Origin of the sequence: Neobacillus vireti (assembly GCF_036962465.1) — a bacterium.
Lineage (GTDB): Bacteria > Bacillota > Bacilli > Bacillales > Cytobacillaceae > Neobacillus > Neobacillus vireti_B.
In genome coordinates, this window is sequence record NZ_JBALNF010000031.1 from 188,897 (window position 1) to 213,249 (window position 24,353).

Here is a 24,353-nt window from a genome sequence, read left to right on the forward strand (position 1 = left end):
CCATCCAAGGGGTTGATAATATTGGAAAATGCATGGCTTATCCCGCTTTTCCCGCTATTATCGTTTTTGATCCTTCTTCTATTCGGTAAGCGGCTGAAGGACGCGAGCGCATATGTGGGGATTCTCTTCACGCTCGCATCGCTGATATATTCCATTTTGGTCTTATTCCAGCGCTTTTCGGAGCCAACCTACGGGACAAATTTTGCATGGCTCACGATAGGAGATCTGCATCTTACAGCGGGCTTCGAAGTCAATCAATTAAATGCATTAATGCTGGTAATCGTTTCGCTCGTTAGTTTCTTAGTACATACGTACTCGAAAGGGTATATGCATGGCGACGAGCGGTTCCATGTATTTTATGCTTATTTAGGATTATTTACCTTTGCGATGCTGGGGCTGGTAATTTCGCCAAACCTGCTGCAAACCTATATTTTCTGGGAGCTAGTTGGTGTTGGTTCCTTCTTATTAATCGGTTTTTATTTTTACAAAGAAGAAGCCAAGGCGGCTGCCAAAAAGGCATTCATCATGACACGGATTGGTGATGTCGGCTTGTTTATCGGGATGATTCTGCTTTTTTGGGAAACGAAAAGCTTTGAATACAGCGTCATTTTTCATTCCGTTGAAACCGGCGCCATTCCAACATCCATGATTACCTTAATTGCAATTTTAATTTTTATCGGGGCCGTCGGAAAATCCGGTCAGTTCCCGCTTCACACCTGGCTTCCAGATGCAATGGAAGGTCCGACACCAGTTTCGGCCTTAATCCACGCTGCTACCATGGTTGCAGCTGGTGTTTATTTAGTCGCAGCGCTATTCCCGTTGTTCTTAGCAAGCCCAACGGCACTGCTTACCATCGCAGTCATCGGTGCGTTTACTGCCATTTTTGCAGCAAGCATTGGGTTAGTTCAAACCGATATTAAACGGGTTCTTGCTTATTCAACGGTTTCACAGCTTGGCTACATGATGTTAGCCCTTGGCTCTGCCGGCTATGTGGCAGGTGTATTCCACTTAATGACACATGCCTTCTTTAAGGCCTTGCTCTTCTTAGCAGCAGGTTCAGTCATTCATGCGGTCCACACACAAAACATAGAGGAAATGGGCGGACTTTGGAAAAAGTTGAAGCTGACCGGGCCATTATTTTTAATTGGAACACTCGCGATCAGCGGGGTACCGTTACTATCCGGTTTCTTCTCAAAAGACGAAATTTTAGCGGCAGCATGGGAAGGCGGACATCCAATCCTGTTCTTGCTTGCGCTCATTGCGGCCTTCATGACGGCATTTTATATGTTCCGCTTGTTCTTCCTAGTCTTTACCGGAGAAGCACGCGGAAATCAAAAAAATGTTCACGAATCGCCATCCAATATGACCTTGCCAATGATCATCCTTGGCGTACTCGCAGTCATAGCTGGTTACGTGAACACACCTTGGTTCGGAACGTTCCTAGGCGACTGGCTCGTTGATGGCAATGCAGCCCTTGCCCAGCATGGACATACGGAAGGTCCTGCCTGGATTATGATCGCAGCAACGCTTGTATCGTTAGCAGGAATCTTCCTTGCTTATTTGATGTACTATAAGCGTTCACTTGCCCGCAATTGGTTAAGCGGCACAGGGGATACCTTGCACAGTATCTTATTTAATAAGTATTATGTTGACGAGTTCTATCAATATACTGTAGTCGCAGCGTCTAAAGCACTCAGCTACTTCTTACGGTTCATTGATGTCTTCCTTGTGGAAGGACTTGTCAAAGGCGTGGTCGGGATTGTTCAAGGACTTGGCAGAGCTGGCTCCAAACTGCAATCCGGACAGGTACAGACCTATGGGGCCGTTGCCTTTATTGGTCTGGCACTACTCGTCGTCATCTTTGCATTCACAGGGGGGTACTTACGATGAATTTATCAGCTGTTCTTTCAATCCTAGTATTCTCCCCAATACTCGGTATCATCGTCTTGGCTATGATGCCAAAATCAGTTGAAAAACCAATTAAAATCGTTGGCTTTCTAGCCACCTTGCCAGCCCTATTCCTGTCATTGGCCTGCTATCTTCATTTTCAGTGGGGCAAGAACTTGGCAGACTTCAATGTCGCAAAAGAGTGGATTCATTTCCGCGGAATGAATACAGGAGAGCCTTACTTTGCGGTCAACTATGAATTGGGCTTGAGCGGCTTCCAGCTTTTGCTCGTCGTGCTAACTGCTGTAGTGGCAACATTATCAGCCATTGCCGCGGGACGGTTTGTTAAAAAAGAATGGAAGGGCTACTTTATGCTCTTTCTTCTATTAGAAATAGGCATGCTCGGGGTATTTACTGCGGAGAACCTAATCTTATTTTTCATCTTTTTCGAAATTACCCTCATCCCAACATTCTTCTTAATTGGAAAATGGGGTTATTTTGAAAAAGAAAAAGCGGCATATAGTTTCTTAATTTACAACGGGTTAGGCTCTGCCGTACTCCTGATTGTGATTATGATTTTGTTTGCTAAAACAGGTACCACCAACATTGAAATGCTGACACAAATGATGTCAGACCCAAGCGCACCACTGTCCGGTGACTTAAAAATGGGCCTCTTCATCGGTTTATTAATTGCCTTTGGTGTAAAGTTACCAATCTTCCCATTGCACAGCTGGATGTTAAAGGTGCACGTTCAGGCACCGCCAGCGGTGGTTATGATTCACTCTGGGATTCTATTAAAAATTGGTGCATACGGATTAATTCGTTTTGGACTGGGAATTTTCCCGAAGCAGTTTGATACCCTTGCGACACTAATTGCCGTCCTTGGCGTGATCAACCTTCTTTACGGGGCGTTCCTAGCCTTCATTCAAACAGACTTTAAAATGGTTCTTGCTTATTCGTCGATTTCCCACATGGGCATCGTGTTGATCGGCCTTGCGGCGATGAACACGGCTGGAGTACAGGGAGCGATTTTCCAAGTGGTCTCGCACGGTTTGATTTCAGCATTATTATTCTTCATCGTTGGCATCCTGTACGAGCGTACTGATACATCACTCCTCGAGAACTTGGGAGGAATGGCGAAGGGAATGCCGCTTGCGGCTGGCTTCTTACTAGCAGGCGGGATGGCCTCACTGGGACTTCCAGGTATGTCCGGATTTGTTAGTGAATTTATGGCCTTTCTAGGGCTTTTCAAAGAAATACCTTGGCTTGCCGCTGTTGGAACGATTGGCATTATCATGACCGCAGCGTACGTATTGCGTGCTGTCTTAGGAATTACCTACGGCAAGGCGCATCGTGAGTTCACCGGTGTGACCGACTTAAAAGGTGTTGAATTCGTACCAGTTGTCGTACTAATGGCTTTAATCGTGTTAATTGGGGTTTATCCAAGTGTTCTAAGTTCTCCGCTGCAAACAACACTAGAAACCATCATGTTAGGGTTAGGAGGGTGATGAAGAATGGATTTAACGACATTGAAATCATTTAACTGGAGTGTCATGACACCAGAGTTCATCATCCTTGGTGTAGCAGCTGCATTGACATTAATCGATTTATTTCTACCGAAAAAGCAAGACCGCCGCTTCCTCGGCTGGATTGGAATCCTTGGTATTGCGGCTGCCATCATTTCGGTAGCAGCCTTGCTTAATACCGAAGCAACGTCAATTTTGGATGACAGCTTCACGTTAGATTCCTTCGGCAAAGCCTTTAAGTTAATCCTGCTTGTCGGTTCGGGGCTCGTCATGTTCCTTGCCGTCAGCTATGAGGCTAAGGAAGGGATGGAAACCTACCGCGGTGAGTTTTATTACTTGTTCTTAACCGCCTTGCTTGGTGCGATGATAATGACCTCAAGCGGTGATTTAATTACCTTATTCATTGGGCTGGAATTGTTAACTGTTTCTTCCTATATCTTGGCGGGTATCCGCAAGCACAATTTACAATCAAATGAGTCGGCAATGAAATACGTCATCAATGGCGGAATTTCAACCGCGATCACCTTGTTTGGAATGAGTTATGTGTATGGATTAACAGGATCAACGAACCTGTACGATATTGCCCAGACACTGTCCGCCGTGACAGATGCGCAGCATGCGTACCTGCTCGGTCTGTCATTCTTAATCATTTTAGTAGGTTTATCATTTAAATTAGCGGCAGCACCGTTCCATATGTGGGCACCAGATGTTTATCAAGGTGCACCAACACCAGTAACGGCATTCTTGAGTGTAGTTTCTAAATCAGCTGGCTTTGTAATCGTGATTCGTCTATTGATTGCTGTCTTCTACAATGCGGCTCCAACAGGGGCACATGGTGAAGGTATCCTGTTTAAGATGCAGGATTATCTAGCTGTAATCGCAGCCGTTACTATGATTGTTGGAAACGTGGTGGCGTTAAGGCAGTCCGATATTAAGCGGTTGTTCGCTTACTCCAGTATTGCCCATGCCGGGTATATCCTGGTTGCGTTAACCTCTTTGAGCTCTAATATGCTGTTTTCGATCTGGTTCTACCTGCTTGCCTATATGTTAATGAACCTTGGTGCGTTTGCTGTGATTCAGGTAATTACTGAGCAGTCTGGTTCAACCAAAATTGCCGACTTCGCCGGTCTTTATCGCCGGTCACCAGCTCTTGCTGTTATTATGGGAATTCTGCTTATTTCCTTGGCCGGTTTTCCAGGCACTGCCGGATTCATCGGCAAATTAAATATCTTTATTGGTACGTTCTACGGCACACCGCACTATGTGCTAGCTTCGATCATGATTGCAACGACTGTCATCTCGTATTTCTACTACTTCGGCATCATGACGCAAATGTTCTTCCGCCCGGCTAGGGACGAGCGTAAATTGAACATTCCATTTGGCATTGTCGTTGTATTGTTAGTCGCTATCGTTGGATCGGTCTTATTTGGAGTCGCGCCAAACATTGCACTCGACTTTTTAAACAACTTGCAGTAATTTTTGAAATAAATACAAGCTAGGGCTTTAAACCATGGCTTGTCCGTGGGGATTATTTCCCGGGGAAATAAGAAATCAATCCAGTTGGCCGCTTTGGGGAAGGCGGCCGAGTGGAGAGCGTGGTCAAATAAAAGGGGTAAACATATAAAAAGAAGAGGCATGGGGGCCTCTTCTTTTTGCGTTCTATAGCTAAACCGTCCTCATTTATCCTCCGACAGTTTTTCTTTTATTTCTCCGATGCCTTCCTTTACTTTCCCCTTCACTTTATCAAATTTACCATCTGTTTCAGTGGAATGGTCCTCGGTTACCTTTCCCCACTGTTCTTTTGCTTCTCCTTTTACCTGATCAAATCCGCCCGCAACTTTATCTTTATTCATCTGAATTTCCTCCTTTATCATGATTGTTCTATAAAATTAGTACCCTATGTGAATTTCCTTCAAACGTTTTAGAGACTATCTAGTTGATCTTTCTTTTGACCATCGTTGATGCCGTTATCTTGGTCTACGCCATCACCGACACCTTTTTCTTTTAATTTTGTTTCAACATCCTTTTGGATATCCTCGATATTCTTTTTTGCCTGCTGAAGGGAGTCGTTAGATGTGTTCTTTGTATTGTGATCGACCGCATCTTTTTGCTGGCCATCACTAATACCATTATCCTGGTCAACTCCATCACCGCAACCGGCTAAACCGCCAAAGGTCAGTAATGCTGCCATTCCACCAGCTAACCATGCTTTTTTACTCATCGTTTCTCCTCCTTTTATAATCAATTGCTAACGTATATTCCCCGCAAAACTGCCTGCGAAACCTGTTTTTCAAGATGTTTGAAAGAAAATAGACCGGGTATATCACCTAGCAAACGAGCATGCACCAAGCATGAGAAAATGAAAAGGAGCGATGTTGATGAACGTAAAGGATATGGTAGCTGGCTGGTACATATATACTGATCAAATTCCCCACCTGCTATTTGCACTGGTGGTCCTATTAGTTGGCTGGCTAATCGCAAAAGCGATAGGAAAAGCTGTGACGTCACTATTAAAGAAAACAAGGATCGATGACAGGTTGTTCTCAAGTTTTGGAAATGGCAGAAAATATTCATCTGAAACGATCATTGGAAAAATTGTCTACTATGCATTATTAGTAGTCGTTTGGATTATCTTTTTTAACATGTTGAACTTAAGCTTGATTGCCCAGCCGCTCGTTGGCATGGTGTCAACGATCACAGGGGCAATTCCACATCTATTAAAAGCGGCTCTTATTCTTTTATTTGCTTGGGTGGTTGCCCACCTGCTGCGTATGCTTTTCAAAAAAGGCGCAGCCATGCTGCAGTTAGACTCACGATTGGTTAAATGGAAGATGGCCAAAAATGAAGTAGAAGCCCAATCGAGTGTCGAGCGGATTGCTCAGGGAGTCTTCTATTTTGTTCTATTGTTATTTTTACCCGCGGTATTGGGCGCATTGCATATCGATGGAATCTCTGGTCCATTTACCCATGCACTAACGTCCATGGTTGCATTTATTCCTAAATTATTTGCAGCCGCATTGATTGTCCTAATCGGCTGGCTGATTGCGAAACTAGTCCGTGATATTTTAACGAACTTCTTAAAAAGCCTGGGAGCTGATTCTATCGGTCAGCGTTTTGGCATCATGAAAAATCAGGAAGATACGAATCTATCAACGATCATTGGGAATATCGTGTTTATCTTCATCTTAATCCCAACCATCATTACGGCTTTGGAAAAGCTAGATTTGAAAGGGATCTCTGAACCTGCAATCGCAATGTTAAACCACATCTTAACGTTAATTCCTAATGTTATCGTGGCGATCATTCTTATGTTAGTAGGGATCTGGCTTGGAAAGTGGATTGAAAAAATGGTCGTTCAAATGCTTTGGCGCTTACGATTTGATAGCATCTTCAATCAGATTGGAATTGGTACCTTAACGCCGGAAAAATCGAAGTTCTCCCTATCACAAATAGTTGGATTGATTGTTAAGATAGTTGTCGTCTTACTATTTGCGGTTGAAGCTCTGCAAATTGTTCACTTAGACTTCTTAGTGACGCTGGCAACGGGAGTAATTGCGTATCTGCCAATGCTATTGGCTGCGATTTTAATTTTAGGCGTTGGGCTATATGTCGGTCATTTAATCGAACGTATTTTACAAAATGTCATTAAAAATAATTCTTCACGCACCTTAGCAGCGATCGCCAAATATACGATTTACGCGATTACGGTCTTTATGGCATTAGACCAGCTTGGTGTGGCGCACTCGATTGTAAATGCGGCCTTCATTCTCGTCTTAGGCGGATTGGCGCTGGCATTCGGTCTGGCCTTTGGTCTAGGCGGAAAAACATTTGCCGCTAAATATTTAGAAAAACTTGACGATAAGCTCGACAAGAATAAACAGTAATAGACCATGGCAATCCGGAATCCAGCGGGATTCCGGATTGTTATTTTTTTGGGGGGTGTTTCGTTAATGCTTTGGTTGAACATATTCACGATTATCCTTTTAATTGTCTTAACTGGTTTTTTTGTAGCGATTGAGTTCGCCATTGTCAAAGTGAGAACCTCAAGGATTGACCAATTGATGGCAGAAGGCGAGAAGCGGGCCGCGGCTGCAAACAGAGTGGTTACCCATCTTGATGAATATCTATCGGCTTGCCAGCTCGGAATCACCGTAACGGCATTAGGTCTTGGATGGCTGGGGGAACCCACGGTGGAGAAGCTGTTTCATCCTATCCTAGCTGCTTTTCATTTAAACGAGGCGGTTACCCATTTCCTATCGTTTACCCTGGCGTTTGTGGTGGTTACCTTTATACATGTCGTGGCAGGGGAATTGGCGCCAAAAACCTTTGCCATCCAAAAGGCGGAGCAAATTACACTAGTGTTCGCCAAACCAATAATCTGGTTTTATAAACTGATGTTTCCGTTTATTTGGCTGTTAAACCATTCGGCCCGTCTACTTGTCGGTATTTTTGGTTTAAAACCGGCTTCTGAGCATGAGATGGCCCACTCAGAGGAAGAACTGCGCATTCTTTTATCGGAAAGCTATAAAAGCGGGGAGATTAATCGGAACGAATGGCGGTATGTAAATAATATCTTTGAGTTTGATGAGCGGGTCGCAAAAGAAATCATGGTGCCCCGGACAGAAATGTGCTGCATATCCGTTGATGATTCGATCGAAGAGATTGCCGAAACACTGCGCAGGGAGAAATTCACCCGTTATCCTGTGGTTGATGGGGATAAGGATCATGTACTTGGTATGCTGAATGTAAAAATGCTGTTAACGCAGCGGTTTATGAATAATAGCTTGCTTGATGAATGGAAACTTGAGTCCCATCTTCGGCCTGTAATCACGGCGATTGAAACAATCCCGATTCGTAATTTATTGGTGCTGATGCAAAAGGAACGGACCCATATGGCGATTTTGCTTGATGAATATGGCGGTACTTCCGGTTTGGTAACGGTCGAGGACATCATAGAAGAAATTGTTGGTGAGGTGAGAGACGAATTTGATGGGGACGAGGTTCCGGAGATTCGGACCATTACGCCGGGAAGCCACTATATTATTGATGCTAAGGTAGCCATTCACAACGTGAATGAGTTATTGGATATTGACTTAAGTGCGGAAGGCATTGATACGCTGGGCGGCTGGTTTTTAACCAAAAGGTCGGCACGGGTTACTGTTGATGCTTCAATAGAGGCAGAGGGCTATGAATTTAAGGTGATGGAATCGGAGGGATATCATATTAAATATATAGAAGTGAAAAAAGCCTCTGTTTAGAGGCTTTTTAATCAAGGAATAGGATTCACGGGCAGTTCATGTTCCTTCTGCTTTTCTTTCATAATCAGAATATCATCGTGAAGCACTTTCAGGATGACTTCCTTGGCCCCGTAAATCAACAGCTGGTCTCCTTCGTGAAGCTTGGTTTGATAGAGATGCGTGCGAATGATAATATCACCGCGCTGAATAAACAAAACAACCATTTCCAGTCCTTCGTGGTTGGGGAGAGCTTCCTGAAATGTTTGGTGTGCAAGCGAAGAGGTTTCATAAATAGACAGATGGAGCAGCAAGTCCTCTTTATCTTTCAAAAAAACATCGCGGACTGGCAGATCAGCCAGTTCAATATTCTGCTTCATTTCCCGATTGAAAAACGCTGCCAGGACCCGCCGAACGCTTTTCAATTTTAATACTCCAAAAACCAGGATAACTGCACCTGCACTGCCAAAGATTTCCTTGGCCTGCAAACCCTCTGATAGAAATTGGCTAATCGATGAAACAATCACGGCGAGGGAGAACGCACCAAACAAAATAAGAAAGATGGCCAGTTTCCGACGGATTGGGTGCCCCAAGATCAGCTCCGATTCCCCGGTGGTAAAGCCGGTTCCCGTCATCAGCGAAATCACCTGAAACCTCGAAACTTCCACCTTCAACCCCGTTAGACGGAATAAAATCACAAAGATCTCAATGACAGCAAGAATAATCGCCAAGTAGATGAACAAAAATAGTAAATTCAGTGTGATCACCTCACAAAAATAGTTGGGGCTGCTCGAAGCCCCAACTCGTTGCTGTTACTGTAATTTTTCATTATAAAACTTAACCGAGTACATCGCGCCTTCATCAACCATTTTATTATCTTCATAATCATGTGGAAGCGGGTTACCGCCTTTATGGATCGGAAGCTGTTCGCTTTTTTGATAAACCGTTGGCAGAATCTTTCGCTTCCAATCTTTTAATAAGGTCTCTGCCTTAATCCGATTGGGCTTATTGCTTAGCCACAATGCAGCCGAAGCGCCAACCCCAACAGCTAATAGTGAGCTCATACTTAAGACACGTTTCATCTAAATTACCTCCTTAAGATTTGAACAACCTATTCTAATTAATAATTACCCTTATGGGTGAAAGATTAAACGTTTAAAGGAACGGATAAGCGGGGATAAGGTCTTAAGAGGAGGGATTCTTTTGGAAAAATATATTGGTGCAAACAAGTGGAAGTGGTTAGAGTGGAACAGTGAGAAGCTGAACCAGCTCCCCCCATCAACGAATGAGGATCCTGTTAGAACGGTTTGGCTGAAGCAGGTTGGAAAAGATAAAGCCAATAGTTTGCGTGTAACCAGTTTAGCGGATGGCGAAAAGGTCATTAACGGATCCCTTATTTTTCAACAAAGTTATACTGATGAAAACGATTATAAAATCTTTCATTTCTTTTTAACCACCAATCAGTTAATCACTGTTGACCTTGAAATCACTTCGCTGGATCGCGACAACCTTAACCGCCAATTAGCGCGGACGAATAATGCCGTTGAAGGCTTTTTACTTTTTCTCGGAGAACTGATGAATGGAATGCTGGTGGAGATTGATCAGTTTGAGGAGACCCTTAAAACTCTCATCTGGAATGTGAGAAAAAGAAATGAAATAGGCATTCTTGAGCTTGTCTATAAACGCCGGCATGAACTGTTAGTCTGCAAAAACCTCTTAATACCGATCAATGAAGTAAAAATGGCCATTGATGAAATTAATTTCCCTGATGTAACGGACGGAGAATTTTTCTCGTGTACGGGCAAACGGATTGAGCGGGCCAAAGTTCTGCTCAATGAGTATGAACATGAGCTTGACTCGTTGATTAATTTAGAAGAGGTCATTTCCTCCCATCGCGGAAATGAAATTATGAAAACCTTGACGGTGTTGACGACTATTTTTACCCCGATTATGGCTTATGGGGCATTATGGGGCATGAATTTTAAGAATATGCCGGAACTCAACTGGCGGTACGGCTATATTTTTTCGATTGTCATGATCATCATCTCAACAGCCCTTTTATATTATTTTATTAAAAATAAAGGCTGGACAGGCGACTTGTTAAAGGGAAAAAAGAAAGGATCCTTTTTCAAATAAGTGGTTTCAAGACGAAGGCGGGGTGGTATTACACTAACATGGCTAACAAAAAGTTAGCCTAGATGAAAATCTAGCAAAAGGAAGCGGGTGGTAGAAATATGTGGTTGCCTGTTTGGTAAATCCTGTTGAATGACAAGGGATGAACAACAGCAGTCTTGGAAAAAGGAGGAAATAATGATGACTACCAATTATAATGGCACGAACACATTGGATGAAGCAGGCATTAAAGAGGACGACACTCTTTATAAGCAGACGGAAAATGAGCAAAAATCCATGAAGAGCGAGAACAACTTGCAGCAAAAGTACGGTCATAGAGACGATGATGACCTCCCGTTAATGAATGGACAGAATTCGCAGCGGGAGAATCAAGCGCATCAAGAACAGTTTAGGCAAATTGGACAATCTAGGGATCATCCGGATTCGCAAAATGGCCAGCGGGACCTTCAAGAACAAGGTCAGCACATGTCTGGTTACAACATCGCCAAGAGCGATGGGCGGGACTTTCAAACACAAGAGGACGTCGAAAGGAACAATGGAGATCCCCATCCTGAAAAGCAGGTAGATGAATTTTATCAGCGATATGGTCAAGAGGATCCACTTGATAAACAGCTCTAAAAACCGATTTATGGGTATCGAAGCTTACTATATAAAAAGGCTTGCACCTAACTAGTGGTGCAGGCCTTTTCATTTCTATCCAGCAAAAAAGTAACGGCCCTAAGAAATGGCCGTTCCATCTATCTATTGAAGCGGATCTGGAGTTAAACCACGTTCCTCTTTCAGCTCAGTACCCGTTTTGGCTTTCGTCATTTGCTTGCCAAGTCTTTTTACTTCATCAAAGTTCTGCGCCATCGAACCATTCTTTTCCGTTTCGACTTTCAACTTTGTCTTTAATTTATTCAGTTCATCCATCATTTCCTCTCCCTTCCAGCTGTGGTAGCTTTTGTATACCCTTTTACTAGAATCCTAAACCATACCAGCAGATCTAGGACACAAGAACTATTCGTTCAATTAGTAAATTTCTGTATAATTGTAGGGAAGAAGCAAAGGGACGGTTCTCTTGCTTCCGAAGCATGAGAACCGTCCCCATGCGTCCCCAAAATTTTTTTAAAAAAGTAGGTTTAGATTGTTTTAAATGTGGTTATATACAAAATAAATATCTAGAGGTGATGATGGAAATGAATCTAAGTATAGATGTACATCAGCAAAATGAGGAAGTATCGGTGATGCTAGCAGGGGAAATTGATGCCTTTACCGCGCCAAACCTAAGAGAGGAATTATTACCACTCGCGGAAGGGGAAAATAGAATCATGAGTATTAATCTCCGGGACGTTTCCTATCTAGACAGTACGGGTCTTGGTGTGTTTGTCGGTTTATTTAAGAAGCTCAAGGAAAACGGCGGAGAGTTGAGACTGATTGAGTTATCAGATCGACTGAAGCGACTTTTTGAGATTACAGGCTTGGGGAACATAATGAATATTTCTGCAAATTAAAGGGTGGGGGACGATGAAACAAGTGATGGACTATATTGAAATGAAGATTCCAGCAAAATCAGACTATGTCGGTGTAATTAGATTAACGTTATCGGGGATTTGCAGCCGGATGGGTTATACATATGAAGAAATTGAAGATATAAAAATTGCTGTGAGTGAAGCCACAACAAATGCTGTCCAGCATGCATACTCCACGGAGGAGGGCGGCGAAGTCACCTTAGGGTTTGGCATTTATGAGGACAAGTTAGAAATTATGGTAGCTGACAGTGGTAAAAGCTTTAATTTTATTCAGACCAGAAACGAGTTAGGCCCTTATACAGAATCAAGTACCGTTGAACAACTTTCAGAGGGAGGGTTAGGTCTGTTTTTGATCGAAACACTGATGGACGAGGTCCGTGTTTTGAATCATTCCGGTGTAACGGTCTTCATGGCGAAGTATCTAAGTGGGGAGCGTGAAAATAATGGGACAACAGCCACAACCCGTGAAGCGAACTAAGGAAGAGATCGACGCCCTGATTTTGGAATTTCAACAAAAGGAGAACCCCTTAGCCCAAACCATTTTAGTCGAACATTATACCGCCCTAGTTGGGAGCCTTGCTCGAAAATATTCAAAAGGACGGGATTTCCATGAAGACATCATGCAAGTCGGAATGATTGGATTATTAGCCGCAATCCGAAGGTATGACCAAGGCGCCGGGAAATCATTTGAATCCTTTTTAATTCCGACGGTAATCGGAGAAATTAAACGGTTTTTACGTGATAAAACATGGAGTGTCCATGTTCCGAGACGAGTGAAGGAAGTTTGGCCGAAAATTAAAAACGTCGTCGACGAGCTGACGAATAAAAACCAGCGTTCTCCTAAAATTGAGGAAATTGCCGAGTACATGGAGCTATCTGAAGAGGAAGTTTTGGAAGCAATGGAAATGGGGAAAAGCTATCAAACCGCTTCTGTTGACCTGCCGATTGAAACCGGTTCGGAGGGAAATGTGGTCACAGCCTTAGATATACTCGGTTCCCCTGATGATGGTTTTGAAAAAGTCGACCGAAAACTTTTGCTCGAAAGCGCGCTGCATGTTTTATCGGACAGAGAAAAGGAAATTATTCATTGCACGTTTGTGGAAAATAAAAGTCAAAAGGAAACGGGTGAACTTTTGGGAATCTCGCAAATGCATGTTTCCCGTTTGCAAAAAAAGGCGATTGAAAAGCTGCGCAAGGAACTAGCACGTGATTCCTATCAAGGATTAAACACCGTGTGAATAGAAAAAAAGGTGCCTGTCACCCACTCGGGTTAGCGTTTTAACAAGGGTGGGTGACAGGCACCTTTTTCAAAAGGGGTATGTTTATGAATATTGTCATTGTGGATGATAATATAACAAATCTGATGATTATTGAGAAAATTCTGCAGAAGGCGGGCTATGATCAATTGGTGTTGTTGTCTTCTGCCAGGGAATTATACGATTATCTGCAGCTTGATCCAACTAGTTCGGATTCAGGTTCTGTGGAAGTCCCTGTTGATTTAATCCTAATGGACCTGATGATGCCCGAGATTGATGGACTGGAAGCCTGCCGGACGATTCTTGCCGATGAGCGGTATGAAGATTTGCTGATTATTATTGTGACGGCAATGGGAGATTCCTATAAGATGGCAGAGGCGATGGATGCCGGGGCGCTGGATTATGTGATGAAACCAATTAATAAAGTGGAGCTGTTGGCACGGATTCGCTCTGTTCTAAGGTTAAAGTATGAAAAGGATTTACGTAAGGAGCGGGATAAGCGGATTCAGCATGAGTTAAATTTGGCCAAACAGGTCCAGCTTAGCATGCTGAGCGAACCAATCCAAAAGGACGATGTCGCCATTTCGGCGGTCTACAAGCCTTCATTTGAACTCGCGGGGGACCTGTATGCCTGGTACCAAATCAGCCCCGGCCGCTATGGGGTTATTTTGCTTGATATGATGGGCCACGGGATCTCATCTTCGCTTGTTTGTATGTACATATATTCGACGTTAAAAGATGCGATTACAGGGATAGGTGACCCTGAAGCCGTGATGATCGAACTAAATCGGAGGATGAATCAGCTCCAGATGCCGGAAAGTCTAGAAAACTATTATTTTACGGCGATTTATTTTGTGCTTGATACGGCAGAACAGACGATTGAATACGTCAATGCCGGCCATCCGGCGGGGATTGCCATTGTCGATGAGGAAGTGCAGCTGATGACGAATGGCTGCTGTCCACTTGGTTTTTTTGAGGAGATTGAGGTGACCAAAGGGGTGATTCCTTATCAAAAGGAAGCCCGAATTTTGCTGTTTACGGATGGTCTTTCGGAGGGACTTGAGGATGAATATGAGGTTGCCATTTCAAAATTGATTCGCAGTTTGCGTGAGCAGGAGATGGAGGATCCTAAGGAGTTATTTGAACGGCTGCAGTTGAGTTCCGAGCTGCTGCAGGCTGCAAAGGATGATATGTGTTTAGTAATGGTTTCAACGAATGGATTCGATTGTGCTCGTGGTCGGGAAAAAGTGATTCGTACGGGCAGAGTAAGGAAGCGGTAGTACGCGTGTGGAGGGGGGAAAGTTGGAGTTGGCATTCTCGGCGGTTGATAGTGCCTGTGTGCAGTGGGGAAAGCGTAGAATGGGCAAAAAAAGAGGTTGATAGTGCCCGTGCACATGGAAAAATAAGTAGAATGGCAAAATAAAAGACTGATAGTGCCCATGCTCATGGAAAAATAAAGGGAATGGGCAAAATAAAGACTGATAGTGCCCGTAAGCGCGGATAATTAAGTAGAATGGGTAAAAAAAGAGGCTAATAGTGCCCGTGCGCATGAAAAAATCAGTAGAACGGGTAATATACCGCCCTGTTCAAAAAAAACCACCTAGATTCGAACAACAAACCCCACCCGAAAAATAAAAGGTGCCAGCATAAAAACTGGCACCCGAATAAATCTACTCTGCTAGATAAGCCTTAAACATCCAGCCATGCTTCTCCAGTGACGTCCTGATCGCAATAAACATATCCGCCGTCGGCTGGTCATCCTTGTCTTCCGCAACCGTAATGCCTTCTGTAAGTTCGCTGCAGACATTGTTAAAATCATCAGCCAGCGTTTGAACCATCTCCCCGGCGGTTTCATCCCCAGCTGCTTCCTTAATCGATGACAGCTCCAACTGCTCTTTAAGCGTAGCGGTTGGGGCCGCTCCTAGTGACAGCATCCTTTCTGCAATCGTGTCCAGATGCAGCGCAGCCTCCGTGTACAACTCTTGAAATTTAACATGCAGGGTAAAAAAGTTTTCTCCCTTTACATACCAGTGATAATGATGAAGCTTCATATAGAGAACCGAGAAGTTAGCTACTTGCTGGTTGAGAACCTCCGTTAATTGAACCTTTTCTTTCGTCTTCGCCATTTGATCAACCTCCAAAATAATCATGTTAATGAATGATTACCCGGCAAACTATCTGTTGAAACAACAAATATTTTTAAAAAAAGAGGTTTCAAAAAAGAGAAAAACGGGTAATAGAATTAGGATATATGAACTAGTATTAAGAGTATTACTATAGTATCAAAATTATTTAAACCGATGAAACCTAGATTTTTACAGGTTAAAATAAGAGTATATTCATTGAGGGGGCGGTTACCATAAAGGGCTTGAACTTCAACATCCATGCAAAAATTATCGTGGGTTACTTATCGATTTTACTTTGCTTGGTACTGTCATTGTTAACGGTGATTAATAGAATGACAGATTTGCAAAAAGAAGTAGACTATGTGGCCAAACACGATATCGAAATCCACGACCTGGCCAATCAAATTCAAAAAAATGTCCTCGACATGGAAACGGGCATGAGAGGATATGTCATAACGGGGGATGTACAGTATCTGGATCCCTATAATCAAGCGAGTCGCAGCTGGCTGGATAATTATAATAATCTTCATTCCCTGCTAGATAGCCGTAGTCAGCAGCGGAATTTGGAAGAAATGAAACCATTGATCGTAAACTGGATCACAAATACCGGTGAGGCTGTCATTAATGCCAAAAAGAGCAATAATACGCGCTTTTTAACTCAGCACTTCGCGGAAAACAAGGGAAAAAAGATTACGGACCAACTGCGTACACAGTTTCAATCCTTTCTAGCCACCGAAAAGAAAATGACCACCGTGCGTATCAATCAACTTAATGAGCATACGAATAACTTAAAGTTAATCTTATACGGAATTATTATTTTAGTATCTATATTTACAATTGCCATCTCTGTTATTCTTTCTAACACGATTGTTAGAACGATTAAAAGGGTAGTAAGAACGATTGATGAAATCATGGACGAAAACTCAGAAATAGATTTAACATCACGAATCGAAGTGAACACTCATGATGAAACACAGGAACTTGCTGAGGCTATGAACAACTTACTGGAGGCTCTTGAAAAGCGGAATTGGGTGCAAAAAAGCCTAACCGAAATTTCCACTCTATATCAAGGAATAACCGATATTAATGAACTCACTCAGATGTTTATTAACAAACTCGCTCCATTGGTGGGAGCCGCTTACGGGGTCGTCTATCTGCGCCGCGAGCAAGCGGGCGAAGTGGATTTTGTGAGAGTAGCCGGGTATGCCGTCGCCGATGGTGACCTCGTCAAGACGAACTTTCGCTTAGGCGAAGGAGTGATTGGTCAGGCAGCCGTTGATAAACGAATTTTTCTAATCGATCAAATACCAGATAATCATTTTAAAATAACAACAGGGTTAGGTACTTCGAATCCGCGGAATCTATTAATTGCCCCGATCTTGTTTGATGATCGCGTAGAAGCAGTCGTCGAGTTCGCTGCACTGCAGCCGTTTCAGGCTCAACACCTGACCTTACTTGATTTGATCCAAGATAAGTTTGGATCGTCGATTTCAACGGTAACGGGCCGAATGGAAGTAGAAAGGCTCCTAGCGGAATCCCAAGTCCTGACCGAAGAATTACAAGCGCAGTCAGAAGAACTGCAGGCACAATCGGAAGAATTACAAATGCAGCAAGAACAATTACGTCTCTCCAATGATTATTTGGAGGAGCAGAAGGAATATGCGGAACAGCGCGCCCTCGAACTTAAAAAAGCGAAGGACGAGCTAGAAGATTATTCCATCAAATTAAAGATGAGTTCACAATACAAAACTGATTTCCTTGCGAACATGTCACATGAGCTGCGCACCCCATTAAACAGTATTCTCATCCTGTCGCAAATGCTGATGGAAAATAACTCGGATTTGGACCACACGGAAGTGGCCGAATACGCGAAAGTTGTGAATACCTCCGGCAATGATTTGCTGCGGTTGATTGATGATATCCTTGATTTATCAAAAATCGAGGCAGGAAAAATTGAAATTTTAACAGATGAAGTCAATGTCACGGAGATCCCGCAGCTGATGCGCAATATGTTCAACCCGGTGGCAGCGAAAAAGAATCTACAGTTCGACATCCACATGGATTCCGATATACCACCTGTGATCTCGACGGATGGGCAACGATTACAGCAGATATTGAAGAATCTTTTATCGAATGCCTTTAAATTTACGGAACAGGGCAGCGTTACCCTGCAAATTGGGCTGGCCCCTTCTGAAAGAGCAGCGAAATTACTCAATAAACAAACGCGCGAACCTGTTCTCGCCATTTCTGTAACCGATACGGGAATTGGCATTCCACAGGAAAAGCAGCAAATCATTTTTGATGCCTTCCAACAAGTGGATGGGACAACTAACCGACAATATGGCGGTACGGGGCTTGGCTTATCGATTTGCCGTGAATTTACCCGATTGCTTGGCGGCACATTGGAGGTCCATAGCGAGCCGCAAAAAGGCAGCACGTTTACTTTGTTTATCCCGAGCCGATGGGAGGCAGAAGAATATGTGCCAAACGATGTCCAGTTGGCAATAGAAGAAGCCGCAACAGCCAGTGAAATCGAATTAACAGAGGAACCGACATGGGTAAATGAGGAGCCGCAAGCTGCCCAGGCCGAAGAAGAATGTCCCGATGAGCAGTTATTTAAAGGGAAAAGAGTCCTGCTAGTTGAAGATGACGGCCGCAATGTGTTTGCACTGGTTACCGCCTTAGAGCGGAAGGGTGTGAACGTGCAGGTGGCAGAACACGGAAAGCAGGCGTTAGAAATGCTGCAAGAACGCGGCCACTTTGACCTTGTTTTTATGGACATTATGATGCCGGTCATGGGCGGTTATGAGGCAATGAAAATCATCCGGGAAGACTTGGGTATGCACAATCTGCCGATTATCGCGTTGACCGCTAAGGCTATGAAAGGCGAGCGGGACAAGTGTATGGAGGCGGGTGCCTCTGATTATATTATGAAACCACTAAATATCGATCAACTATTCTCGTTAATGCGGGTATGGCTGACAGAGCAGGTGAATCAAGATTGAACCACAACATGACGCCTGATTTATGGATAGATACAGAAGAAGCAGAGACGAACGAATTGCAGGAAGTAGAAATCAACTTGCTGCTAGAAGGACTCTTTCAGATGTATGGATACGACTTTCGAGGGTATGTGCGTGCTTCATTACGAAGAAGAATTTTAAACCGGATGAAGGCAGAGCGGTTACCAACGATTACCGCCCTTCTGGAAAAAGTACTGCACGAGAAGGAGTATTTGGAGCGCTTGTTAAATGACTTGTCGATTCGGATGACAGAAATGTATCGCGATCCCAGTTTTTTTGCAGCTTTTCGCAGTCAAGTCGTACCGCTCTTAAAAGATCTTCCTGAGATTCGTATCTGGCATGCCGGCTGTGCGACAGGTGAGGAAGTTTACTCGATGGCCATTCTGATGATGGAGGAAGGCCTCGCTAAAAAGACAAAGATCTATGCGACTGATATGAATGAAAAGGCGCTGATTGCTGCCCAAAAGGGGGCTTTCCCCTTAAAGAAAATGCAGCAATATACAAAAAACTACCTGAAGGCAGGTGGGAAGATGGCCTTTTCTGAGTATTATACGACTGATCATCAATTTGCCTATTTCAATCCGATGTTTGAGGAGAATTTATTTTTCGCCCAGCATAACCTGGTAACGGACGGGTCGTTTAATGAATTTCATGTGATTTTATGCCGGAATGTCATGATATATTTTGATAATGAGCTGCAGCAGCAGGTTCATCACTTGATTCATAGTAGTTTGGCTGACGGGGGCTTTGTTGGCTTTGGCAGTAAGGAGTCGCTTTTGTTTGTTCCGAAGAGTTTGAAATATGAAGAGTTTAGTCCACAGGAAAAGATTTACCGAAAGATTTAAGGATCGCTGATATCTTTCATGTTTTCGCTAGATATATGGGTGGAAATCGCTGATAACGGGAGAGAAACCGCCGATATAAAGCGGAAAAACCCCGATATCTCCATTTCCTACCCGCCAAACCACTAAAAAACAAAAAAAGCCTGCCCGCTGATTATGGGGTAAGGCTTCTTTTGTTTTAGTTACAAACAGAAAGGGTATTTCATAGTAAAAAAGGGTGAATACCGTCATGAAAAGAAAACGCTTTGAATGGCTTTTTGCTGCACTAATGATCGCTGGTGGTTATTTGGTCTTTTTTATGGAAGTACCGGCATGGTGGAAGGGGCTGTTTATAGCCCTTTATGCTGTCATCATTATCAACACGGTCCTGGCCTTATGGCTCGAGAACCGCCCTGCCCAAACCACACTCCTATGGACCTACATATTAGTCCTGCTGCCGATTCTCGGCTATATATTTTACGTTTACTCTGGACAATTACTGGTTAAAGGGGAGTTATTTAAAAGCAAACGGATCAGCGATCGTGAGCTATTCGAGGCGCTTGATAAAAAACAAAAAAAGCTCGACTTATCCAACTTGAATGACCACCAGCGTTCGTTTGCCAGCTATTTGGAAAAAGTAACCTTAACCGATCAAAACCAGAATACCAAAACCAAAATTTTACGAAACGGCGATGATACCTTTCACGAAATCAAACGGCAGTTAAGAGAAGCGCAGGACTTTATTCACCTTGAATATTACATCTTTCGCTATGACCGACTAGGCCAAGAACTAATTGATATTTTAAAAGCGAAGGTGAAGGAAGGCGTCGAGGTGCGGCTGCTGTTCGATGCGGTCGGCAGTTTCTCTCTCTCGAAGCGGGACATGAAGAAAATGTTGGAGGCTGGTATCAATGTCCGGCCTTTTTTACCTTTAAAAGGAGGCTGGTACAATCAAAAGTTTAACTTTCGAAATCATCGTAAAATCATTGTCATTGATGGAAAGGTTGGGTTTGCCGGCGGATTAAACGTTGGTGTTGAATACTTGGGCGAAGACGATAACTTTGGCTTCTGGTGTGACAGCCATGTCGTTCTCGAAGGGGAAGCAGTTCAAACCCTGCATGCAGTATTTTTGCTAGATTGGAAGTACGCCAGTGGGGAAATCCTTTTTGAAAATGACCGCTACCTAAGGCCCGTGCCGGTAAAGGGTGATGGATTGGTCCATGTCGTTGCAACAGGTCCTGAAACGCGAGATATGAGTGACCACTATTATGCAATGATCACTTGCGCCACAAAATCAATTTGGATCGCCACCCCGTACTTCATTCCCAACCAGGCCATCCAAACCGCACTCAGAATCGCCGCCCAAAACAACATCCAGGTGCGCTTAATGGTGCCTGACACCAATGATGGTTTCCTGACTCAATATGCGACGCAATCGTATTTTCCGGAGTTACTAAGGGCCGGGATAGAGATTTATTCGTATCAAAAGGGCTTTTTACATAAAAAGGTGATAATTGTTGATGGGGATCTTGCTTCGATTGGGACAGCCAATGTGGATATGCGCAGCTTTCATTTGAATTTTGAGGTGAATTTGTTTTTAACGGGAACGGACTCGATTGATGATCTCGTTGTTCATTATGAAGAGGACATAAAGGATTGCCGGCGTATCCGCCCGGTCGAGTTTTATAAAAGAGGCCTGGCGGTAAAATGGAAAGAATCATTTGCCAGGTTGTTTTCAGGGGTCTTATAGTGATGGTATTCGCTCCAGCATCGGCTGCGGCGGGTACCTCTTTTTTTATGGAGTGAAATTTATGCCTTCGCCAAAGTGAGCAGGGGATTTCTCCTCCACATAAAAAGACTGCCGCTAAGGCAGTCTCGACTAAATCTTTGTTTATGCAGTTTTTCTTCTACCTTTTAGGATGAGACTTAAAACAAACACTAGGATAATCGCTCCAATTAGTGCTGGGACGATATAGAATCCACCGATCTCTGGTCCCCAACCACCTAAGATTAATGAACCAAGCCATGCACCGATAAATCCTGCAATAATATTTCCGATAATACCACCTGGGATGTCACGTCCTAGAATGAGTCCTGCTAACCAACCAATGATACCTCCAATAATTAATGACCAAATAAATCCCATGAGAATGTCCCCTTTCTATTTTTCAATTAGTTAAGCTATGCTTATTAAATACCCGATATAGAAGCATTTAAACACTTAAAAACTAAACTTATTTTGATTTTGCTGGATCCGCTCCTTGAGGCGGAGCTGCGGGTCCTTCAAGGCATTGTCTAAAAAATGATAGCAAAGCTTTAATTCAAACGAACGCTTTTTAAATCCTTCTTCATCCCGCTCATCCAGGCATTTGTCAACTTCCCGCTTCAATAAGCTGATTTTAGAAATAATTTCAGCACGGCGTCGTTGATTTTCTTTCCATTTTGATGAGGATTCCAATTGATAGTCACTTAGCTTCGTTAATCTCCGTCCACATTTGCACAGCGTTTCACCTACATTTAACACCTCAAACTCCGCATTTCCACAATTTCTACAAATTAATTTCTTCATATATACACCTCCAGGATTCTTAAGTGTTACCTATATACCCATATTGAAATTGTTTCCAAACGTAATAGATTTTTAGAAAAATAGGTTTTAATTGATTAGGAGCGGTTATATACGTAACAGAAGTTGAAAAAAGGAGGAAGCGAAATGGAAACAGTTAGAATCGTTGAAAATGGTGTACAAGCAAAACAGGAAATTGAGCATTTGATGATGCAGGGCTATTCAAAGGATGAAATCTACTTGTTAGCCCATGACAGAAACCGCTCCGAGGACCTAACCGAATCGTTAGATATTAACGATATCAGTGTTCAAGAACAGGGTGTACTCGATTCTATTGCCAATGTATTTCGTACTCGCGGAGACGAACTTCGCTCTAAATTAGAGTCACTGGGTATATCAAGTAATGATGCAGAACGATATGAAGAAGAATTGGACCATGGCAAGGTCATCGTGGTAGCGGCCAAATCAGCCTAATAACCATATATAAATTTTCGATAGGAAGCAGCCGTTTCCTATCGATTAAAAAAATAAGAGGTGAAAAGGATGAAATTTTCGAAGCAAAGTTTAGATACCCTATTAGGTGTCCATCGAATTGTAAGACATAGAAGAAGTAAAAAACGCAGCTTAGAGGAATATTTTGAAAATCCCATTATCCATAAGGAGATTCAAGGGGACAGAGTGTTTGTTCCATTAAGTCTCGACCGGGTGTGGAATGAGATATAATTTCCATTTGCCTGCTTAAACATGTATCTCTCAGGAGGAATTTTGTTTAGGCAGGCAATTTATATGTAAACCCTTTCCTTATTTTGAATAATCCAAAAATATCCAAAATGTGAATCTTTTCTGATTTTCATACGTCAATATGATAGAATATTGTTTGGACCTGGAAAGGGAGGAAAAATGGATGGAGGACTTTGGGCAAATAGCGTTAGTGAGTATCCTGTCACATCTCATCTTTATTGTGATCGCCTGGTATGCACTTCAGGCAATCCGGTTAGATAAATTGTTAAAACAAAACCATGTGGTGCAGGCACGATTACTATACATATTATTAGCCATCATGATTGGTTCATCTGTTAGTAACTTTTTCCTTGACTATCTACAATGGTCTAAGCAACTGCCATTATTGCTGCCATAATCGAAGGGGAAAAGGAAGCATGGGGACGGTTCTCCTGCTTCCTTTAGGAAGCACAAGAACCGTCCCCATGCTTCCATGCTTCATCTTGACAAATGAAAATGGTAAAATTTTAGGTCTTCTTTCGTGTTCCCAAAACACATTATTTTGAGTACAATCGAGTTTATGTGGAAAGCTAAGGATGTCCCAAATTTGGAATGTATGAAATGATTGAATGAGCTCATTTTTGTCATAAAGTGACGACATTTCCCACGTATTGCTCTCAAACTGCCTGGCAACAATGGTGGTAAGGGGGAGTGGAGAAATGAAGAGACATGTTAAGAATTTTATATATATGATTTTAATTGTCAGTTTGATCCTTGTTATGATGGGAAACAAAACAACTGAAGCCATGAGCAGCTTTTTAACGGCAGAAAAGCAGGCCAGCCGCGACTCGGTGAATTTGCCAAAAGGAGTCGAGGAATTAGCGAAAATAGGCTCTATTTTGCAAGCCGAAGATATTTTGCTCGATAATTGGTCTTTTTATGCACGTGAGCATGTGACAAGCATGAAGAGTGTGGAAGAAGTGCAGAATTATGCGAAAAAGCTTCAGCAGAAGTTTCCGGATTGGAAATGGTCTGTAACCAACACTAGTCAAAAGTGGCAAGTGACAGCAATATCTCCAACATCAAAACACCACCAAGAAATGCTTCAATTGATGGCAACCCACACAAAACAACCTGTAGATGCGTATATAGTATATAGTGTTCGAGGAAGTGAGTGGAACAAGGAAACTGAGGGCTTTTTCACTACCAAAGAATTCCGAAATAGGCTATCTGACATATTTCGGGATAAACCTACAGTTTTTTCTTGTATGAAAGGCGTTTTCAGTGATAAGATTGATACGGCTTTGGCAAAGAAAGCTGGCAGGGTGATGTCAGATTTTAATGCAAAAGAGATCGAAGCGTTAAAAGAGGAGAATTTCATGTCGGTTTCGGCATCATCGCCAATGTTTACAGGCTCCATAGATCATAAATTGAATAACATGAATTTACAAATTGGCTTACGCTCCGAAGGATTGGGCGCGAAGACTACCATAGTAGTTGGAACCCCTATCATTACGATTGAATATTAATATAGAGAAAATGGACGCGGA

At 43.0% G+C, this 24,353-nt stretch carries 26 protein-coding genes; 18 read left to right on the forward strand and 8 right to left on the reverse strand.

Going from position 1 to position 24,353, the window contains the following annotated elements:
* Positions 1–18 precede the first annotated feature (18 nt).
* From nuoL to nuoN, 3 genes are read left to right on the forward strand one after another with little or no spacing between them, the layout of a single operon-like run.
* Positions 19–1,890: an NADH-quinone oxidoreductase subunit L gene (gene nuoL, locus V7077_RS14675; RefSeq protein ID WP_335503074.1), complete on the forward strand. Its 1,872-nt coding sequence runs from the start codon at positions 19–21 to the stop codon at positions 1,888–1,890.
* Complete coding sequence (locus V7077_RS14680) at positions 1,887–3,395, forward strand: NADH-quinone oxidoreductase subunit M (protein ID WP_335502955.1); 1,509 nt, start codon at positions 1,887–1,889, stop codon at positions 3,393–3,395. The genes nuoL and V7077_RS14680 overlap by 4 nt, the downstream gene beginning before the upstream one ends.
* Positions 3,396–3,401: 6 nt before the next feature.
* The gene (gene nuoN / locus V7077_RS14685) at positions 3,402–4,889 is read left to right on the forward strand and encodes an NADH-quinone oxidoreductase subunit NuoN (protein WP_335502958.1); all 1,488 of its coding nucleotides are present in this window, start codon (positions 3,402–3,404) and stop codon (positions 4,887–4,889) included.
* A gap of 200 nt (positions 4,890–5,089) precedes the next feature.
* On the opposite strand, the gene V7077_RS14690 is transcribed toward nuoN, so the two are convergent.
* Together V7077_RS14690 and V7077_RS14695 are read right to left on the reverse strand one after the other, a co-directional pair.
* Positions 5,090–5,266, reverse strand: a complete 177-nt coding sequence (locus V7077_RS14690) for a CsbD family protein (RefSeq protein ID WP_335502962.1) — start codon at positions 5,264–5,266, stop codon at positions 5,090–5,092.
* 68 nt (positions 5,267–5,334) lie between these two features.
* Positions 5,335–5,634 (reverse strand): hypothetical protein, encoded by a 300-nt coding sequence (locus tag V7077_RS14695; RefSeq protein WP_335502965.1) that lies wholly within the window; start codon positions 5,632–5,634, stop codon positions 5,335–5,337.
* 157 nt (positions 5,635–5,791) lie between these two features.
* Here V7077_RS14695 and V7077_RS14700 point away from each other — a divergent pair, with 157 nt between their 5' ends.
* Together V7077_RS14700 and V7077_RS14705 are read left to right on the forward strand one after the other, a co-directional pair.
* Complete coding sequence (locus tag V7077_RS14700; RefSeq protein WP_335502969.1) at positions 5,792–7,297, forward strand: mechanosensitive ion channel; 1,506 nt, start codon at positions 5,792–5,794, stop codon at positions 7,295–7,297.
* A 66-nt stretch (positions 7,298–7,363) separates the two neighbouring features.
* Entirely contained in the window at positions 7,364–8,671 is a 1,308-nt protein-coding gene (locus tag V7077_RS14705; protein ID WP_335502972.1) for a hemolysin family protein, read from the forward strand.
* Positions 8,672–8,682: 11 nt separating this feature from the next.
* Here V7077_RS14705 and V7077_RS14710 read toward each other — a convergent pair whose 3' ends face one another.
* Both V7077_RS14710 and V7077_RS14715 read right to left on the reverse strand, forming a co-directional pair.
* Complete coding sequence (locus tag V7077_RS14710; RefSeq protein ID WP_335502975.1) at positions 8,683–9,390, reverse strand: hypothetical protein; 708 nt, start codon at positions 9,388–9,390, stop codon at positions 8,683–8,685.
* 69 nt (positions 9,391–9,459) lie between these two features.
* On the reverse strand, positions 9,460–9,729 hold the full coding sequence (locus V7077_RS14715) for a hypothetical protein (RefSeq protein WP_335502978.1): 270 nt from the start codon (positions 9,727–9,729) through the stop codon (positions 9,460–9,462).
* A gap of 121 nt (positions 9,730–9,850) precedes the next feature.
* Between V7077_RS14715 and V7077_RS14720 the strand changes: the two genes are divergently transcribed.
* Positions 9,851–10,783 (forward strand): magnesium transporter CorA family protein, encoded by a 933-nt coding sequence (locus V7077_RS14720; protein WP_335502980.1) that lies wholly within the window; start codon positions 9,851–9,853, stop codon positions 10,781–10,783.
* A gap of 174 nt (positions 10,784–10,957) precedes the next feature.
* Positions 10,958–11,398: a hypothetical protein gene (locus V7077_RS14725; RefSeq protein ID WP_335502983.1), complete on the forward strand. Its 441-nt coding sequence runs from the start codon at positions 10,958–10,960 to the stop codon at positions 11,396–11,398.
* Positions 11,399–11,521: 123 nt separating this feature from the next.
* Here the strand turns inward: V7077_RS14725 and V7077_RS14730 are convergent, their stop codons facing one another.
* Complete coding sequence (locus V7077_RS14730) at positions 11,522–11,695, reverse strand: hypothetical protein (protein ID WP_335502985.1); 174 nt, start codon at positions 11,693–11,695, stop codon at positions 11,522–11,524.
* Positions 11,696–11,958: 263 nt separating this feature from the next.
* Here V7077_RS14730 and V7077_RS14735 point away from each other — a divergent pair, with 263 nt between their 5' ends.
* The 4 genes from V7077_RS14735 to V7077_RS14750 all read left to right on the forward strand — a co-directional run bounded on the left by V7077_RS14735 (position 11,959) and on the right by V7077_RS14750 (position 14,827).
* Complete coding sequence (locus tag V7077_RS14735; protein ID WP_215045568.1) at positions 11,959–12,273, forward strand: anti-sigma factor antagonist; 315 nt, start codon at positions 11,959–11,961, stop codon at positions 12,271–12,273.
* 13 nt (positions 12,274–12,286) lie between these two features.
* The gene (gene rsbW, locus V7077_RS14740; protein WP_335502990.1) at positions 12,287–12,769 is read left to right on the forward strand and encodes an anti-sigma B factor RsbW; all 483 of its coding nucleotides are present in this window, start codon (positions 12,287–12,289) and stop codon (positions 12,767–12,769) included.
* Positions 12,735–13,529 (forward strand): RNA polymerase sigma factor SigB, encoded by a 795-nt coding sequence (gene sigB / locus V7077_RS14745; RefSeq protein ID WP_335502993.1) that lies wholly within the window; start codon positions 12,735–12,737, stop codon positions 13,527–13,529. Before rsbW ends, sigB begins: the two co-directional genes overlap by 35 nt.
* Before the next feature lie 86 nt (positions 13,530–13,615).
* Entirely contained in the window at positions 13,616–14,827 is a 1,212-nt protein-coding gene (locus V7077_RS14750) for a PP2C family protein-serine/threonine phosphatase (RefSeq protein ID WP_335502996.1), read from the forward strand.
* Between the two features lie 390 nt (positions 14,828–15,217).
* On the opposite strand, the gene V7077_RS14755 is transcribed toward V7077_RS14750, so the two are convergent.
* Positions 15,218–15,673, reverse strand: coding sequence for a Dps family protein (locus V7077_RS14755; RefSeq protein WP_335502999.1), 456 nt, complete (start codon positions 15,671–15,673; stop codon positions 15,218–15,220).
* 332 nt (positions 15,674–16,005) lie between these two features.
* Between V7077_RS14755 and V7077_RS14760 the strand changes: the two genes are divergently transcribed.
* The 3 genes from V7077_RS14760 (at position 16,006) to cls (ending at position 21,267) form a co-directional block, all read left to right on the forward strand.
* The gene (locus tag V7077_RS14760; protein ID WP_335503003.1) at positions 16,006–18,678 is read left to right on the forward strand and encodes an ATP-binding protein; all 2,673 of its coding nucleotides are present in this window, start codon (positions 16,006–16,008) and stop codon (positions 18,676–18,678) included.
* Positions 18,679–18,686: 8 nt separating this feature from the next.
* On the forward strand, positions 18,687–19,541 hold the full coding sequence (locus V7077_RS14765; RefSeq protein WP_335503077.1) for a CheR family methyltransferase: 855 nt from the start codon (positions 18,687–18,689) through the stop codon (positions 19,539–19,541).
* Positions 19,542–19,767: 226 nt separating this feature from the next.
* On the forward strand, positions 19,768–21,267 hold the full coding sequence (cls, locus tag V7077_RS14770; protein WP_335503008.1) for a cardiolipin synthase: 1,500 nt from the start codon (positions 19,768–19,770) through the stop codon (positions 21,265–21,267).
* Positions 21,268–21,408: 141 nt separating this feature from the next.
* Here the strand turns inward: cls and V7077_RS14775 are convergent, their stop codons facing one another.
* Positions 21,409–21,663, reverse strand: a complete 255-nt coding sequence (locus V7077_RS14775; RefSeq protein ID WP_335503011.1) for a GlsB/YeaQ/YmgE family stress response membrane protein — start codon at positions 21,661–21,663, stop codon at positions 21,409–21,411.
* Between the two features lie 75 nt (positions 21,664–21,738).
* Positions 21,739–22,086, reverse strand: coding sequence for a hypothetical protein (locus tag V7077_RS14780; RefSeq protein ID WP_335503015.1), 348 nt, complete (start codon positions 22,084–22,086; stop codon positions 21,739–21,741).
* 144 nt (positions 22,087–22,230) lie between these two features.
* Here V7077_RS14780 and V7077_RS14785 point away from each other — a divergent pair, with 144 nt between their 5' ends.
* The 4 genes from V7077_RS14785 (at position 22,231) to V7077_RS14800 (ending at position 24,332) form a co-directional block, all read left to right on the forward strand.
* On the forward strand, positions 22,231–22,557 hold the full coding sequence (locus V7077_RS14785; RefSeq protein WP_335503018.1) for a general stress protein: 327 nt from the start codon (positions 22,231–22,233) through the stop codon (positions 22,555–22,557).
* A 69-nt stretch (positions 22,558–22,626) separates the two neighbouring features.
* The gene (locus V7077_RS14790) at positions 22,627–22,806 is read left to right on the forward strand and encodes a hypothetical protein (RefSeq protein ID WP_235741555.1); all 180 of its coding nucleotides are present in this window, start codon (positions 22,627–22,629) and stop codon (positions 22,804–22,806) included.
* Positions 22,807–22,987: 181 nt separating this feature from the next.
* Positions 22,988–23,221, forward strand: a complete 234-nt coding sequence (locus tag V7077_RS14795) for a DUF1146 family protein (RefSeq protein WP_335503023.1) — start codon at positions 22,988–22,990, stop codon at positions 23,219–23,221.
* Positions 23,222–23,522: 301 nt separating this feature from the next.
* On the forward strand, positions 23,523–24,332 hold the full coding sequence (locus tag V7077_RS14800) for a YwmB family TATA-box binding protein (protein ID WP_335503026.1): 810 nt from the start codon (positions 23,523–23,525) through the stop codon (positions 24,330–24,332).
* Positions 24,333–24,353 lie beyond the last annotated feature (21 nt).